The following is a 15,289-nucleotide window of genomic DNA, read 5'->3' as shown; positions in this document are numbered from 1 at the left end:
CATATAGCCTTTGCAAAGTTAGTTCTAATTGTATAGCTATAATAGGATAAGATAAAATCAAATAATCTCCCATTTTATAACTCCACCTATTCTCCGCCTATAGTCCACCTTTACTCCACCTATTCTCCACCATACCTGGTGTATACATGGTTTATATCTGGTGTTATTCTATAGCTATTCCTGTATCAACCCTGTGTTATACAGCCGCTTCGTTTTAGATAAAAGAATACTTCTGTATTTAGCACAATAGGTGTTCATCAGGAATAGCCAATAAAAGTACTTACGTTAGCTTCTTAAAGCTTTAATTTCTGCTTAATATCTTTTGGAAGACCTTTTTTATTTAGTAAAATGGATGTGGTTTTATATTTAACATAATTTTTGGTTACATATAAATATCCGCTATAGTCGTTATTTACACCCCATGAGTTTTTAACAATATAATACTCTTTGCCATTTTGATCTTTTGCCAATCCAATAATATGCATGCCGTGGTCGTCTGTAGTTTCGTAATTGTCAAAAGCCTTTTGGCGCATATCTTCCGTAATATCCAGTTCTGGTTTTGGACCGTTAAACATATTAGCTTTCTCTATATCGTTCATTATAGCAAAATCTCTGGCAGGTATATAGGCAACGCCATTTTTCCAGCTAAATCCTTTTTCGCTTACATCTGTTGCCCAGGCAATGGTATATCCGTTTTTAAGGGCATTGTCTATCACGTCCGTCAGTTCATTCATTCTTACATTATAAACCTGATCAAAAGACCAGTTGTCAGGAACCAGCAGTACAAATTTCTCGTAAAGCGGCTGATCTTTAAAAGAAGATATTTCTATATAATCAGCAGGGTTTAATCCCACAACTTCATCGGCAAAAGATTTTGGGGTATAGCTTTTTCCCTTGTAAGTGAATTTTTCTGGCACCTGTCCCAGGTAAGAATCAATTACCGCTGTATATGCATTAATCCAGTTAGGCGTTAATGATTTGTTGGGGTTTTTAACAACAGCTTTTAGTACACCTTCCTGTATAGCGGCCATTTCTCCAAAACGATTAATATCTGTCCCGTAGTTTAGTCCCGTATATACTTCTTGTGGCACTATCCCATATTTGGCATACATGTTAATTACATCATGTAAAGCACCACCATCACCTAAAGTTACAGCACCATGCATTCTTACATAGTTTTTTCCTTTTTCAACATAGGTGTTTCTTACGATAAACATTTCGGAAAGGTCAACAGCGGGTTTTCCTGCTTTTATCATTTCAGACTCAAGAAAAGAATTGGTAGAGTAACTCCAGCAGGTTCCCGAAGATCCCTGGTTTTTAATAGATGTATTAGAAAGATTAATAATAGGAGTAAAGGAGAAAGATTGTTTACTAATCTCGCTCTGGTTTTTAGTTAAGGAATTTATTAAGTTATCCTGGGCGTAGGAGGTAAAAACAGTTGAACCGGCAATGCAAACTAATAAAGCACTTCTAAGAAATTTATTCATTATATCAATCTGAATCAATTAGAGAATCAAAAAAGAGTCTCTCTTTTTATTAAAAAATTAAAAATAGCCAAAAATAAGCAAAACGGAGAAAGCTGTTAAGATACAATAGTGTAACATTGTTGTAGGCAAAGAGCGGAAGGCGATGTCCTTTAGGTACGGAGCTTAAAAAGACAAGGTTAGGTTACTAAATCATTACTGATTATAATTTTATTCTTATGTAACTTATTGTATTCAGTTTATTGCATCTCTTTTTTCTACCCTCTTAACTCATTAAAATTTAGTTTTAATCATTAAATACATTTGCAGAAAGCTCTTTACCCAGTCGGGAGCCATTCCATACCGATCTGGAATTATGATCTATTAAAAGTAATACTGCTAAAGAACAGCTTCTTTATATAAATGGTGAAAAACGGTACGCGGTAGAAAATTAACGTAGATTTTAATAAAGAAGTGAAGATAATGTTCAAACTTTTATAATAAGAAGTGATTTAAGATTGTTATAAATTTATATTGACATGGTTTTAATAATGTTTTGGGAAGTTAGGGAATCACTTTATGTTTTTCATGATAATTACTTCTCCATCTTTCAGGGCTTTAAACAGCCATTTGTTTTCTATACATTTTTATGTGCTTAATTTGTTTATTTGTATTACCACCTGCAAATATTTTAACACTCCCGGTCTGCAAATTCAGCACAGTGTTTCATTAAATTATTTTCTAAAACTTGCACCATTCTGTGTACAATTTATTAGAATAATCTTTAATTTTATTCATGCAAATTTTAATGTTAATCCTCTTTCGTTTTTTAGACTGCTATTGATGGAAAATTTATGTCTGGCAGAAACAACATCTGCACAACCGTTCCTGATCCTCTACGGTTGAGTTTCTCTATTTTTTGTCTAAAAAATAGAATAAATACACTTTGATATTTTACCCTTATATGAAAAAAAACTTACTTAAAGCATTTAAATGGAGTTGGGTGCTTTTGTTATTCCAATTTCAGATCATTAAAGCCCAAACTACCCTTGCGCCCGGTGATATAGCCTTTATAGGCTTTCAAACTGGAGGGGTGCCTGTTACACAGGATGGCTTCTCTTTTATTACCTTAAAAGACATTACAGCAACTACTAAAGTGTATTTTACCGAGAAAGGATGGGGCGGTACAACCTGGGTAACAAGTAGTACAGAGCCACATTTATTGTGGACAGTTCCTGCTTTTACACCTGCAGGTACTATAGTATCGGTTGTAGAAACAACTACAGCTGATGTATTTACAGTTACAGGCACAACAGGCACCTCAATTACATTTGCACTGGGGTCGGGTTTTAATCTTTCCGGAGGTGACCAGATGTTGGCCTACCAATCATCTACGGGTGCCGAACCCACTTCGCCTACATTTATTGCAGGTGTACATGCCGATTATAATTCAACGGATTATGATCTTGTGACTACATGGAATACTACATGGGATGGTACAACCGGTGCAAGTGGTGGTAATGAAAGTGCATTACCAACAGGTTTAACTAATGGGGTTAACTGTGTTTCATTATTTCCGGCTCCAGGTCCTGAAGTTGCCAACAGCAAATATACCGGTACACTTACGGGGACACCAACAGCTTTATTGGCGGCCATTAATAATCCGGCAAACTGGGATCATCATGCAAGTAATGATTTAGGTATAACACCATCAAGTTATCCTACACCTTCGGTATCTGTAGCTTCAGCTCCCTCTATTACAGGGCAACCCTCAAACAGCATCATTTGTGCCGGTGCCAATACCACATTTGGGGTTACGGCCAACAATGCTACAGGCTACCAATGGCAGGTAAGTACCAATGGTGGTAGTTCCTTTAGCAATTTAAGTAATGCAGCATTCTACTCAAACGTTACAACAGCTACATTAACCATTACAGGTGCAACAGCAGGCATGAACGGGTATCAATATAAATGCGTGGTTACCGGTACGGCTACGCCAAATGCTACTTCTAATTCGGCTACGCTAACGGTAAACGCTGCACCGGCCATTACGGCGCAGCCATCGGGAAGTAGCATTTGTGCGGGTACCAATACTTCTTTTACGGTAACGGCATCAAACGCTACAGGTTACCAATGGCAAGTAAATACAGGATTTGGATTTATAAATATTTCTAACGGAGCGCCCTATTCGGGTGCTACTACGGCTACCTTAACCATTACAGGCGCAACAGCAGACATGAACGCTTACGCTTACAGGGTTAAAGCCACAGGCAATTGTACACCAGAGGCTACTTCTAGTGCAGCCTTGCTAACGGTAAACGCTGCACCGGCCATTACGGCACAACCAATAGCAAAAAGCATTTCGGTAGGCGGTAATGCCTATTTTACGGTTACGGCTGCAAATGCTACCGGTTATAAATGGCAGGTAAGCACCAATAGTGGTAACTCCTATACCGATTTAAGCGAAACAGCACCCTACTCGGGCGTTACAACGTCTGCACTAAGCATTACAGGAGCAACAGCAGGCATGAACGGTTACCTTTACAGGGCTGTCGTTTCTGGAACCTGTACACCAAATGCTACCTCAAATGGTGCCACTTTAAGCGTAGCTACTACCATAAATTCCATTGTTGCGACTGGTACAAGTCCGTCAAACCAATCTATAGTTGCTTATACGGTAACTTTTGGAGCTTCGGTTACTGGCGTTAATGTTAGTAATTTTTCACTAACTCCCACAGGTATTACAGGGGCTTCTGTTTCTTCTGTAACTGGTTCGGGTACAGCTTATACGGTAAACGTTAACACGGGTAGTGGTGATGGAACGCTTCGACTTAATCTTGCTAATGCTACAAATATTTCGCCGGGTATTTCTACCACATTACCATTTACTGGTGACACTTATATTATTGATAAAACCCCACCAACGGTAACCGGTGTTACCAACAATGGCCTGTACAATACCAACAAAACCATTACCTTTAGCGATGGTACAGCGACTTTAGATAATGTTGCCTTTACAAGCGGAAGTACCGTAAGCGCCGAGGGCACGCATACCCTAATAGCAACCGATGCGGCAGGCAATAGCAGAACGGTAATTTTTACCATTGATAAAACTGCCCCAACGGTAACCGGTGTTACCGACAATAGCCTGTACAATATCAACAAACTGATTACCTTTAGCGATGGTACAGCGACTTTAGATAATGTTGCCTTTACAAGCGGAAGTACCGTAAGCGCCGAGGGTACACATACCCTAATAGCAACCGATGCGGCAGGCAATAGCAGAACGATAACTTTTACCATTGATAAAACTGCCCCTACGGTAACGGGCGTAACCTCGTCAACAGCAGATGGTACTTACAAAGCAGGAAATCCAATTAGCATACAGGTTAATTTTTCTGAAAATGTAACGGTAACAGGTACGCCAACACTTACGCTGGAAACCGGAACAACCGACCGTGTTGTTAACTATGTGTCAGGTTCGGGCACATCAACCTTAACATTTAGCTATACTGTACAGGCAGGCGATATAAGTGCCGATTTAGATTATGTTTCTGCCACGGCTTTGGCTTTTAACAGCGGTACTATTAAAGATGCTGCAGGCAATAGTGCTACCTTAACCTTGCCAAACCCAGGGGCGGCAGGTTCTTTGGGAGCTAATAAAGCGATTGTAATAGACGCTCAGGCCCCAACAAACACCATTGCAAGCCTGTCTTTCTCTGACGATACGGGAGCATCAAACACAGATTTTATTACCAATACTGCCGCCCAAACCATTTCAGGTACGCTTAGCGCCAATTTAGCTAGTGATGAAAAGGTAATGGTATCCATGGATAATGGTGCTACCTATACTGCTGCAACAATTAACGTTGGTACTAAGTCCTGGAGCCTTGCAAATGTTACCCTTAGTGGTAGTAATACGCTAATAGTAGTGGTGCAGGATTTGGCCGGAAACAGGGGTACACCACGTTCCCAAGCTTATACTTTAGACACTACCGCCCCAACCACTACCATTGCAAGCCTGGCTTTCTCTAACGATACGGGCACATCAAACACAGACTTTATTACCAATACTGCCGCCCAAACCATTTCTGGCACATTGAGTGCAACTCTATTACAAGAAGAACTGCTATATTTTTCTTCGGATAATGGTTCTACTCTGACAGAGATTAACTCCAGTGTTACCGGGACTAGTTTTAGTTTAACTCGCTCGCTTAGTGGTAGCAATACGATAAAGTTATATGTTGTAGATGCGGCAGGAAACAAGGGTGCAGAATTTTCACAAAATTATATTTTAGACCTTACTGCACCAACGGTAGCCATCACTTCTATAGCGGGGGCAAATGGCGCAAGCACTACAACTTCGCCCATACCGGTTACCATTACTTTTTCAGAAAATGTTACGGGTTTTACCTTGGGAGATATTATTATTACTGGCGGTATAGCAGGTAACTTTAGTGGCAACGGAGCTACCTATACCTTTAATGTAACACCAACAAACTACGGTACTGTAACTGTTAATGTGGCTGCCAATGTTGCAACCGATGCTGCCGGAAACGGAAATACACAAGCTACACAGTTTACGATTACCTATCAAAATCCGTTGCCGGTTAACCTGGTTAGCTTTACTGCTAAGGCAGAAAATAATGTAGCCAAATTACAATGGCAAACCGCCAGCGAACAAAATAACAGAGGCTTTGAGATTTACCGCAGTGGCGATGATAAGCAATTTATGCTCATAGGAACTGTAAAAGGTAATAGTAGCACTATTAACGATTATAGCTTTACGGATAAGCATCCGCTAGCTAGCGGAAACAACTACTACAAACTGGTACAGGTTGATATGGATGGCAAAGCGACCGAATTGGAGGTTAAAATCTTAAATTTTGCGCTTTCAGCAGCAGACATCCGACTTTACCCGAACCCAACTGCCAACAAAGCCACCCTGACTTACGATGCCGGACGATATACTAAGATGATCCTTGTGGATATAAACGGAAAAGTAATAAAGCAGTTGGCTATTGCAAAAGCCGATAGCAGTACGGTTGTTGATGTATCAGCTTTGCCAGGCGGAACCTATATATTCCGTTTAACGGGAAGTAGTTCTTCTGCACATATAAAAATGATAAAACAATAGGTCTCCGGTTCCCCAAAGTAATCCCTTTGGGGAACCGAAATGTTAAATTTAGGTATTATGAGTAAGAATAGTTTTTCCGATAAAAATAGTATGCCTGCTGTAATATCCCATACCATAATCCCCCATTTTAATTTTATGAAACAATTTTACAAGTCTTTGCTGTTACTCGTTGTGGTAATGGTATTTTTTGTAGGCAAGCTTACAGCCCAAACTACCGAAACATTTGAAAGCTATACCACTGGCGGCAAGCCTACAACGTTTACCAGTGCAGGGCGATCATTTACCCTATCTGCAAATGACTGCCATGCAAATGGCGGAGGAACCTTTGGTATTTTTATACCTGGGCAATCATACCAAGATTGTGACGGTAATTCCCACACAAGCACGGGTGCAGGCTATGGCGTTGGTGCAAGCTGCGCTTCGGCAACAGCGTGTGGTGGAGCCTCAAATAATTTCATAGATAACGGTGCATCAACAGGTGTTAATCAAATTTACTCCATAAAAACTACAAACAGTTCCCTTTTTACCATCAAATCTATTTATGTTTTTATCTCAACAGATCAAGGAAGTGCATCCTCTACTAACGGAGGTGTAACATTTAGAGGTAAAAAAGCTGGGGCAACTGTATTCACGCTTGCTAACCCTACGCTTAGTGTCAATACCAATGGTTTTACATTTATAAATTTTGTAGCCGCCGGTTATGGAAGTGCTAATATTGATCAATTGGAAATTCAAGGTGGCGCAGAAGTAAATTATTTAGCTTTAGATAACTTTACATGGGATGTTGCCGCTGTGGCTGTCCCAACGTTTGCCAACCTTAACAACGATGTTGTGGCCTGGGCAGGTGTTAACAGTACAGTAGGGCTTGATGAAGCCTCCAACGCCACCATTAGCGATGCCGAGTTTGATGCCTTAAACAGTGGCAACGGCAATTATTCAGGTGCAACTTTAACCGTACAGCGCAGCAGTACCACCCTAAGCAGCGATGTTTTTGGCTTTAACACCACCACTGGTGCATTGTTTACCGTAAGTGGAGCAAACCTGCAAAGCGGCGGGCTAACCTTTGCCACATTTACCAATACTGGGGGCGTACTTACCATAACCTTTACAAGTTCGGGAACAACGGCTACCTCAGCATTGGTGAACAACATCATAAGAAGAATTACTTACCGTAACGATACGCCGTCGGGCGATGCTACTATTCGTTTTACCTTTAGCCACGGCTCCTCAAACACCACCGCCGATGTTGCCGTAACCAGCAACACCATTTACATAACCAACACTACCGATACCGGAGTCATTAACCTTAGCGATGGCGTAAGTTTTAGCGAGGCTGTAGCTATTGCCGCTGCCGATGCAACCGGCAGTCAAACACTTGTTTTTACCAGTGCATTTAGCACTACGGTTGCTTTGGCAGGTAGTTTAACTATAAATGAAAGCCTAACCCTTAATACCGATGCGGCAAGCGGGATGACCATAAACGGCGGTACCACCATTACTTTGGGCAGTGGAACAACGCTCACTTTAACCGGTGCCTCTGGTACGGTTACCATAGCGGCTACATTGGGTGGTAGTGGCTCTTTAATTAAAGAAGGCAATGGCACGCTGGTGCTAAGTAGTGTAAGCAACGAGGCCAATATGTCTGGAGGTATTACCGTAAATGCCGGAACTTTACAAATAACCAGCGATGACCAGCTTTCTTCGGGTACATTAACGCTTAATGGAGGTACGTTAACTAATGGTACAGCTGCTTTTACCATAGACAATACTATTGTAATCGGTTCAGCAGGGGGTACGTTTAATATCGGTGGTGGCAGTGGTGCAACCCAGGTTGTGCTTTCGGGCGTTGTTTCAGGCTCCGGTACGCTTACCAAGAGCGGTACGTCCATTCTTGAGCTAAGTGGTAATAATACCTATACAGGTAGTACCAATGTTACGGCAGGTACGGTTGTCGTTAGCCAAGCCAATGCCTTGGGTACTACTGCCGGTGCTACTACGGTTAGTGCCGGTGCCACGGTACGGCTTGCAGGTGGCCTTACCGTAGCCGAGTTTTTCAACATAGCAGGTACGGGCAAAAGTGTATCTGCCGTTAACTATGGTGCATTACATTTAACTGGTGGCACCACCACGCTAAGCGGTCCGGTAATGTTTACCGGCAATGCCGATATTAGTGCTGCCTCGGGTGCTACCCTTACGCTTTCGGGGGCATTGGCGGGCAATTATACCCTTAACAAAACCGATGCCGGTACACTTATATTATCCAATACCAGCAACGCTGCAGGTATGTTGGGTGGGGCAACTGTAACAGCAGGTACTTTGTCTGTTACAAGTGCTGACCAATTACCTGCCGGAACCCTAACCCTTGATGGAGGAACTTTGCTTGCCGGAACGGGAACGTCTATCACGTTTGACAATGCTGTAGTGATAGGCAGTTCCGGAGGAACCATTAATCCCGGTACTGGTACAACACAACTCAATGGAGCTGTAAGCGGCAACGGTACGCTCACCAAATTGGCAAGCGGTTCTCTTTACCTCAATACTGCCAATACTTTTTCTGGTGGGCTAAAGGTAAGTGCAGGTTTTGTCGCGGCTTTCAATTCACCATTGGCACTGGGTACAGGGCTAATTACCCTTGAGAATGGCACTCAGCTTGGTTTTGCTACTATAACTAACGGAACAGTACCCAACAATATTCAGTTAAATGGTAATGCTACTATTTTAAATGGTACACTTGCATATACCATTGTAACCCTAAGCGGAGTAATTTCAGAAAGCGGAGGTAGCCGAAATCTTACCATAAATGCTAATAATGGTACTAATTCGTCCATCACGTTGGGCGGAGCCAATACTTATACAGGTACAACTACTATTGGTAGCGGCACAGTTGGCATTACCAATGCATCTAATATTAGTGCCGGTGCAATTATACTCAATGGCATAAATACCATTTTTAAAATTACGGGGTCTGGTGTTACGCTCAACCATAACATTACATTGTCAAACAGTGCTACTATTAATAATGCCAATGCTGTTACACTTTCGGGGGTAATTAGCGGTGCTAATGCGCTTACCAAATCGGGTGTAGGCACTTTAACGCTTAGCGGCACAAATACTTATTCGGGTAGTACAACCGTTACTGCAGGCACGCTTGCTGTAAATAGTAGCTTGGGCAGTACAACTGCTTTAACGGTTGCCAGTGGTGCTACTTTGGGTGGCAGCGGCAGTATATTTGCCAATGCATCAAACAATACGGTAACGGTTAACAACGGTGGTGCATTGGCACCGGGTAACAGCCCCGGCAAGTTAACCATTAACGGCAACTTGACTATGGCTAGCGGCAGTACCTTTTCGGCAGAAATTGCCGGAACTACCGCCGGTACCAATTACGATCAGGTAGAAGTATCGGGCAATGTAGATATTACCGGGGCTACACTTGTGGCAACCCATAGTTATACACCGGGCAATACCGATGTCTATACCATTATCAACAAAACAGGTTCGGGCGCAATAACAGGTACATTTAGCAGTTTGGCCGAAGGTGCAACACTTACTGCGGCAGGCAATGGTAAATTGCTAAAGGCATCGTATATTGGCGGTACAGGCAACGATATGGTATTAAGTTACCAAAACGCGTTGCCGGTTACCCTTGTTGCTTTTACGGCAAAGGCCGATGGCAATGATGCCAAATTACAATGGCAAACCGCCAGCGAACAAAATAACAGAGGCTTTGAGATTTGGAGAAAGACTGAGGGTTTGGAGTTTGTAAAAATAGGTGAAGTGCGATCAACTATCAACCATGGACTATCAACCATCAACTATCTTTTTACAGACAAGCAACCCCTAAACGGCAACAACTACTACAAACTGGTACAGGTAGATATGGATGGTACAGCAACAGAACTGGACGTTAGAACGGTAAACTTCGGACTTCCGACATCAGACATCCGACTTTTTCCCAACCCAACTACAGATAGGGTAACCATTGCTTTTACGGGCAGTTACCGTAGCCTTAATGTGTCAGATGCAATGGGGAAAATACTACAGACCCAACAATTAAATGCCACACAAAAAGAAATAACGCTCAACCTGTCAACTTATCCATCGGGTATCTACTTTGTTAAACTGGTAGGGGATAACCATGTAGAAACCCAAAAAGTCATTAAAAAACCATAGTGAATTATCAATAAAGAAGAATATAGATCGATATATTAAAAAAAAGGGGTATCAAAAGGATTTTGTCATCCCGGGAGCAGCTGAGGGATCTCTTTTAAAAGTACTTAGGGAAGAGATTTCTCTTCGCTGTACTCATCGAAATGACAACGTTTTTATTTTTTCTCCTTTTTGAAGAGGGATTAAAGGTGAGAAGATAAAAGTTCTTATCTTGACGCCTATGAGAACAATGGGGTAGAAACATAGTTTTTTTATCATAAAGCGCTATATCTCTATGTGGAAAAAAATGTCATGTAGTAAAATGTCTCGAATCTTGTATTTGTTTATCACTTTATTCTATTCTGATTTGCCTTTACAAAAGCGGACCACCCTGAATAAGATTTGCTATTCCCATTAGCAGATATTTTTTGGAACGAATGACAAACGGCAACAGCTAATCCATCGGTGGCATCGAGAAATTCTGGAGTTTCTTTGAAATTAAGCAACTGCATGAGCATGGCAGCCACTTGTTCTTTTGTGGCATTTCCATTTCCGGTAATCGCCTGTTTTACTTTTTTGGGAGAATATTCCATAATTGGGAGATTCTTTGCTAATCCAGCTGCCATAGCAACGCCCTGAGCTCTGCCTAGTTTTAGCATCACCTGAACGTTTTTACCATAAAATGGAGCCTCTAATGCCATACAATCCGGTTGGTATTGTTCAATCAAGAGGCTTGTCTTTTCGAAAATGCGTTGAAGTTTTAAAGGGTGATCATCCAAATGGTCCAAACGGATAACTCCCAGACTTATCAAAGAGATCTTGTTTCCGGTTTCTTTAATCAGGCCATAACCCATAATCGCTGTACCTGGGTCTATGCCTAAAATGATACGTTCTTTCGATTTTTCCCTCTGCATGAAGACAATATTAAGCTAATTTCTTAACATTGCACAAAAACAAATTCATTGACGCAGAAACAGAAGAAAATTTTAAGTTACCTCATTAAGTTCGGTGTTCTGGTACTGGCTACTGTTTTTATCTATAAAAAACTGAGCAACAACGAAAACTTAAAAAACTTTGTTGAACTCATTAATGGGTTACAGAAGAGCGCTGTGGTGCTGTGTTTAACTGGTGTATTTGTTTTAATGTTGTTAAACTGGTTTGTAGAAAGTGTAAAATGGCAGTTTTTAGTAAAACGGGTAGAGGAAATTAGTTTATGGCGGGCAATAGAATCTGTTTTTTGCGGACTTACCTGGGCGGTTTTTACCCCAAACAGAATAGGTGAGTATGGCGGAAGGGTCTTTTTTCTGTCCAGCAGAAAGCGGATAAAAGGAGCTGTAGCTATGAGTGTGGGGCATATTGCCCAAATGGTTTTAACCAACATTGCAGGCGCAGTAGCCATCATTTGGTTCCTTTATACTTTTCAGGAATTAAATGGCTGGCTTTTAATGCTTACTAGTGCTTTAGGTATTGTGTTTTGTGGTTTTTTTATTGTTTTCTATTTCAATATACATTGGCTTAGCAATCTGGTTAGTAAAATAGGTTTCCTGAAAAAATTCAGCCGTTTTTTTGATGTGCTGGAATCTTATTCAAAGCAAGAGCTTTTTAAGGTCATGCTTTTCAGTCTGCTTAGATTTGTAGTTTTTACTTCGCAATATTTACTGATTATGAAATTGCTGATTCCAGAAATAGCGGTTTATGAATGTGTATTATTGGTATTTATATTGTTTTTTGTACAGTCTGCGCTGCCTTCTTTAGATTTGTTGGATTTTGGCGTGAGGAGTATGACCGCTACTTATTTTTTTAGTTACATTACCCATCAGGAAATTGCAGTTATGGCGGCTGCCTCGCTAATATGGTTTGTTAATCTTATTATTCCGGCAGTAATAGGTTCTTTTTTTGTATTTAAACTTAAATTCTTTGGCAATAACTATTAGTATCATTATAGGTGCATTGCTTACGCTGTTTTACGTAAGTATGGTTCTTTTCTTTCGCAGAGGATGGATGAATATTCCCGAATACAAAATTCTTCCACGAGAATGTAATACCACTGTATCTATTATTATTGCTGCAAGAAATGAAGAAAAAAACATCGCTTCCACTATTAATGATATTCTTTCACAGAGTTACCCTAAACATTTATTTGAGCTTATTATTGTAGATGACCATTCTACAGATAATACGGCAAATATTGTAGAAAATTATGCTTCAGAAGGAGTTAAGCTTATTAGTTTAAGAGAAAGTAATGCTTTGAACTCTTATAAGAAAAAAGCAATTGCAGAAGCTATAACCAATGCAAAAGGCGATTTAATAGTTACTACAGATGCCGACTGCAATATGGGAACCAAATGGCTGGAGACGATTGTGAGTTTTTATGAGGCTAACGATCTTAAGTTTGTAAGTTCTCCGGTAAGTTATTTTAAAGAGCAAAGTCGTTTTGAGGAACTTCAGACTCTAGAGTTTTTGTTTCTGATAGGACTGGGAGCTGCAGGTATTGGGAATAAAATGCCATCTACCTGTAACGGAGCCAATCTGGCCTATAGAAAAGATGTTTTTATGGAAGTAGGAGGTTTTAAAGGAATAGATGACCTGGCCTCTGGCGATGATGAATTGTTATTACATAAAGTTGCAGAAAAGTACCCCAACAAAATAGGTTTTTGTAAATCAACCGATGCTGTTGTTTATACGCTAGCCAAAGAGAATCTTAAAGAATTTATATCACAAAGAAGAAGATGGGCAAGTAAGAGTGTAAAATATAAGGATAAAAAAATAGTGGTTATGGCAATTTCTATTTGGTTATTTAATCTATCTTTTTTGTTTAATTTTGTGGCAAGTTTTTTTTCTATTGTTTTTTTAAAGTTTTTTTTAGCTCAATATATAGTAAAAGTTTTAGCAGAGCTTAGTTTATTGTCGAAAATAACCAGTTTTAACAAAAGAAATAGCTTACTGAAGTATTTACCTGTTTTAAGTTTTTTACATGTTGTATATATAGTTTATATTGGTATAGCCGGAAATTCAGGCAAGTATAATTGGAAAGGACGTATGGTAAGGTAAAAGGCGATTTTTATAAATAATAATAGGCAATGACAAAAACTAGTTTGAAAAAGTATAACGATATCACAGAAGCTGAAATAGAACAAGTAGATCTGGTTGAGTTGTTGTTAAATCGTCAGGCCGAACTAAATACACTTCTTGAAATAACTCAAGCTATTAACAGAAATGTTTCCAGCGCGGTTTTGATCGAGATGATGGAACTTATCCTTAAAAATAGCTTAGAAATCAACAAATTTTTATTGCTGATTAAAGAAAAAGAACAGGTTAAATGTATTTCTTTCTTTGGCGAAAAGCTTAAAACAGAGCAAGAATACAAAGAAGTTTTATCACAGGTTTCTGATGTAAAAATTCCTCTTGATCTCACTAGCCACGGAAATGCCCTACTTTCCAACTACAATTATTTCATTCCCGTATATCATAAAAGCCAACCTTTAGCTTATGTATTTGTTGGAAACCTAAAATCTAAGGGCAGAATAATTATTAAAACTAAGCTTAACTATATACAAACACTGATAAATGTAATTATAGTTGCGTTTGAAAATAAAAAGCTTTTTAAGGAACGCATCCAAAAAGAACGTTTGCAACGCGAATTGGAATTGGCTGGAGAAGTACAAAATATGCTGATTCCGGGCGTGCTTCCAAATAACCCTAATCTGGAGCTGGATGCTATTTATCTTCCCCATCAAAATATAGGCGGTGATTTTTACGATTTTATCAAACTAAGCGATGGAGATTTTCTATGGTGCATTGCCGATGTATCTGGAAAAGGAATCTCTGCGGCTTTAATTATGGCTAATTTTCAGGCTAGTCTTAGGGCGCTGGCATCATCAGACCTATGTTTGAAAGAGCTGATTGTGAAGCTTAACGAATTGGTGTTTAAAAATACCGAAGGTGAAAGGTTTATTACCGTATTTTTGGGTAAGTTTAATGCCCGTACCAATAAAGTAGAATACATAAATGCCGGACATGTAGCTCCATTGCTTATGAGAGGTACTGATATTATTCCGTTAGAAAAAGGTTGTATGATGATTGGCGTGTTTGATGAATTGCCATTTATTAATATTGGAGAAGTAGAGGTTGAGCCAGGTTCTATTGTGTTTAACTATACAGATGGCATTATAGAGTATGACGGAGATGAAGAAAAAACCATTTCTGAAAAACATTTGGTAGACATGGTGTCCAAAAACAAAAAAAACAGCCTAAAAGACCTGCACAAAAATCTGATGAACTCTATTTCAGAAATACATCAAGGGCAAGAAGCCAAAGATGATATCACGATGTTAAGCATTCGTTTCTTATAAAATCCCCAAAAAACACCGGGAATTAAAAGTTTCCAATTTATGCAAACCTTACCGGTAACGATTGCATAAATAAATATAGACCGAAAGTAAAATGCTGGTTTTTTATTTACTAAAATTGTTCTCTAGCGGCATTTTATCGGTTTAAATAAGCTTTGAAAACAGAGCAAAATCATAAAATTTTCAGATCG

Annotated in this window: 7 protein-coding genes; 5 read left to right on the top strand and 2 right to left on the bottom strand. The window is 39.8% G+C overall.

Going from position 1 to position 15,289, the window contains the following annotated elements:
- Positions 1-293: 293 nt before the first annotated feature.
- Positions 294-1,487 carry a C1 family peptidase gene (locus ACFSAH_RS03280; RefSeq protein ID WP_379661267.1) on the bottom strand — a complete coding sequence of 398 codons (1,194 nt, stop codon included), beginning with the start codon at positions 1,485-1,487 and terminating at the stop codon, positions 294-296.
- A gap of 940 nt (positions 1,488-2,427) precedes the next feature.
- Here ACFSAH_RS03280 and ACFSAH_RS03275 point away from each other — a divergent pair.
- On the top strand, positions 2,428-6,600 hold the full coding sequence (locus ACFSAH_RS03275; RefSeq protein WP_379661266.1) for an Ig-like domain-containing protein: 4,173 nt from the start codon (positions 2,428-2,430) through the stop codon (positions 6,598-6,600).
- 57 nt (positions 6,601-6,657) lie between these two features.
- Complete coding sequence (locus ACFSAH_RS03270) at positions 6,658-10,773, top strand: T9SS type A sorting domain-containing protein (protein ID WP_379661265.1); 4,116 nt, start codon at positions 6,658-6,660, stop codon at positions 10,771-10,773.
- A 323-nt stretch (positions 10,774-11,096) separates the two neighbouring features.
- Here the strand turns inward: ACFSAH_RS03270 and ruvC are convergent, their stop codons facing one another.
- Entirely contained in the window at positions 11,097-11,663 is a 567-nt protein-coding gene (gene ruvC, locus ACFSAH_RS03265; protein WP_379661264.1) for a crossover junction endodeoxyribonuclease RuvC, read from the bottom strand.
- Between the two features lie 48 nt (positions 11,664-11,711).
- Here ruvC and ACFSAH_RS03260 point away from each other — a divergent pair, with 48 nt between their 5' ends.
- Genes ACFSAH_RS03260 through ACFSAH_RS03250 form a run of 3 tightly spaced genes read left to right on the top strand, consistent with a single transcriptional unit; the run spans position 11,712 to position 15,101 of the window.
- Positions 11,712-12,683 (top strand): lysylphosphatidylglycerol synthase domain-containing protein, encoded by a 972-nt coding sequence (locus tag ACFSAH_RS03260; protein ID WP_379661263.1) that lies wholly within the window; start codon positions 11,712-11,714, stop codon positions 12,681-12,683.
- On the top strand, positions 12,667-13,800 hold the full coding sequence (locus ACFSAH_RS03255; protein WP_379661262.1) for a glycosyltransferase family 2 protein: 1,134 nt from the start codon (positions 12,667-12,669) through the stop codon (positions 13,798-13,800). The genes ACFSAH_RS03260 and ACFSAH_RS03255 overlap by 17 nt, the downstream gene beginning before the upstream one ends.
- A 29-nt stretch (positions 13,801-13,829) precedes the next feature.
- Positions 13,830-15,101, top strand: coding sequence for a PP2C family protein-serine/threonine phosphatase (locus ACFSAH_RS03250; RefSeq protein ID WP_379661261.1), 1,272 nt, complete (start codon positions 13,830-13,832; stop codon positions 15,099-15,101).
- Positions 15,102-15,289 lie beyond the last annotated feature (188 nt).

The organism is Pseudopedobacter beijingensis (genome assembly GCF_042678145.1).
Classification (GTDB): domain Bacteria; phylum Bacteroidota; class Bacteroidia; order Sphingobacteriales; family Sphingobacteriaceae; genus Pseudopedobacter; species Pseudopedobacter beijingensis.
The sequence above is the reverse complement of the archived record's forward strand: the minus strand, read 5'-3'. Positions and strand labels throughout refer to the sequence as shown.

Excerpts from the sequence above, each read along its gene's own strand:
- ACFSAH_RS03280 (WP_379661267.1), bottom strand. The coding sequence starts at position 1,487 with ATGAATAAATTTCTTAGAAGTGCTTTATTAGTTTGCATTGCCGGTTCA.
- ACFSAH_RS03270 (WP_379661265.1), top strand. The coding sequence starts at position 6,658 with ATGAGTAAGAATAGTTTTTCCGATAAAAATAGTATGCCTGCTGTAATA.
- ruvC (WP_379661264.1), bottom strand. The coding sequence starts at position 11,663 with ATGCAGAGGGAAAAATCGAAAGAACGTATCATTTTAGGCATAGACCCA.
- ACFSAH_RS03275 (WP_379661266.1), top strand. The coding sequence starts at position 2,428 with ATGAAAAAAAACTTACTTAAAGCATTTAAATGGAGTTGGGTGCTTTTG.
- ACFSAH_RS03250 (WP_379661261.1), top strand. The coding sequence starts at position 13,830 with ATGACAAAAACTAGTTTGAAAAAGTATAACGATATCACAGAAGCTGAA.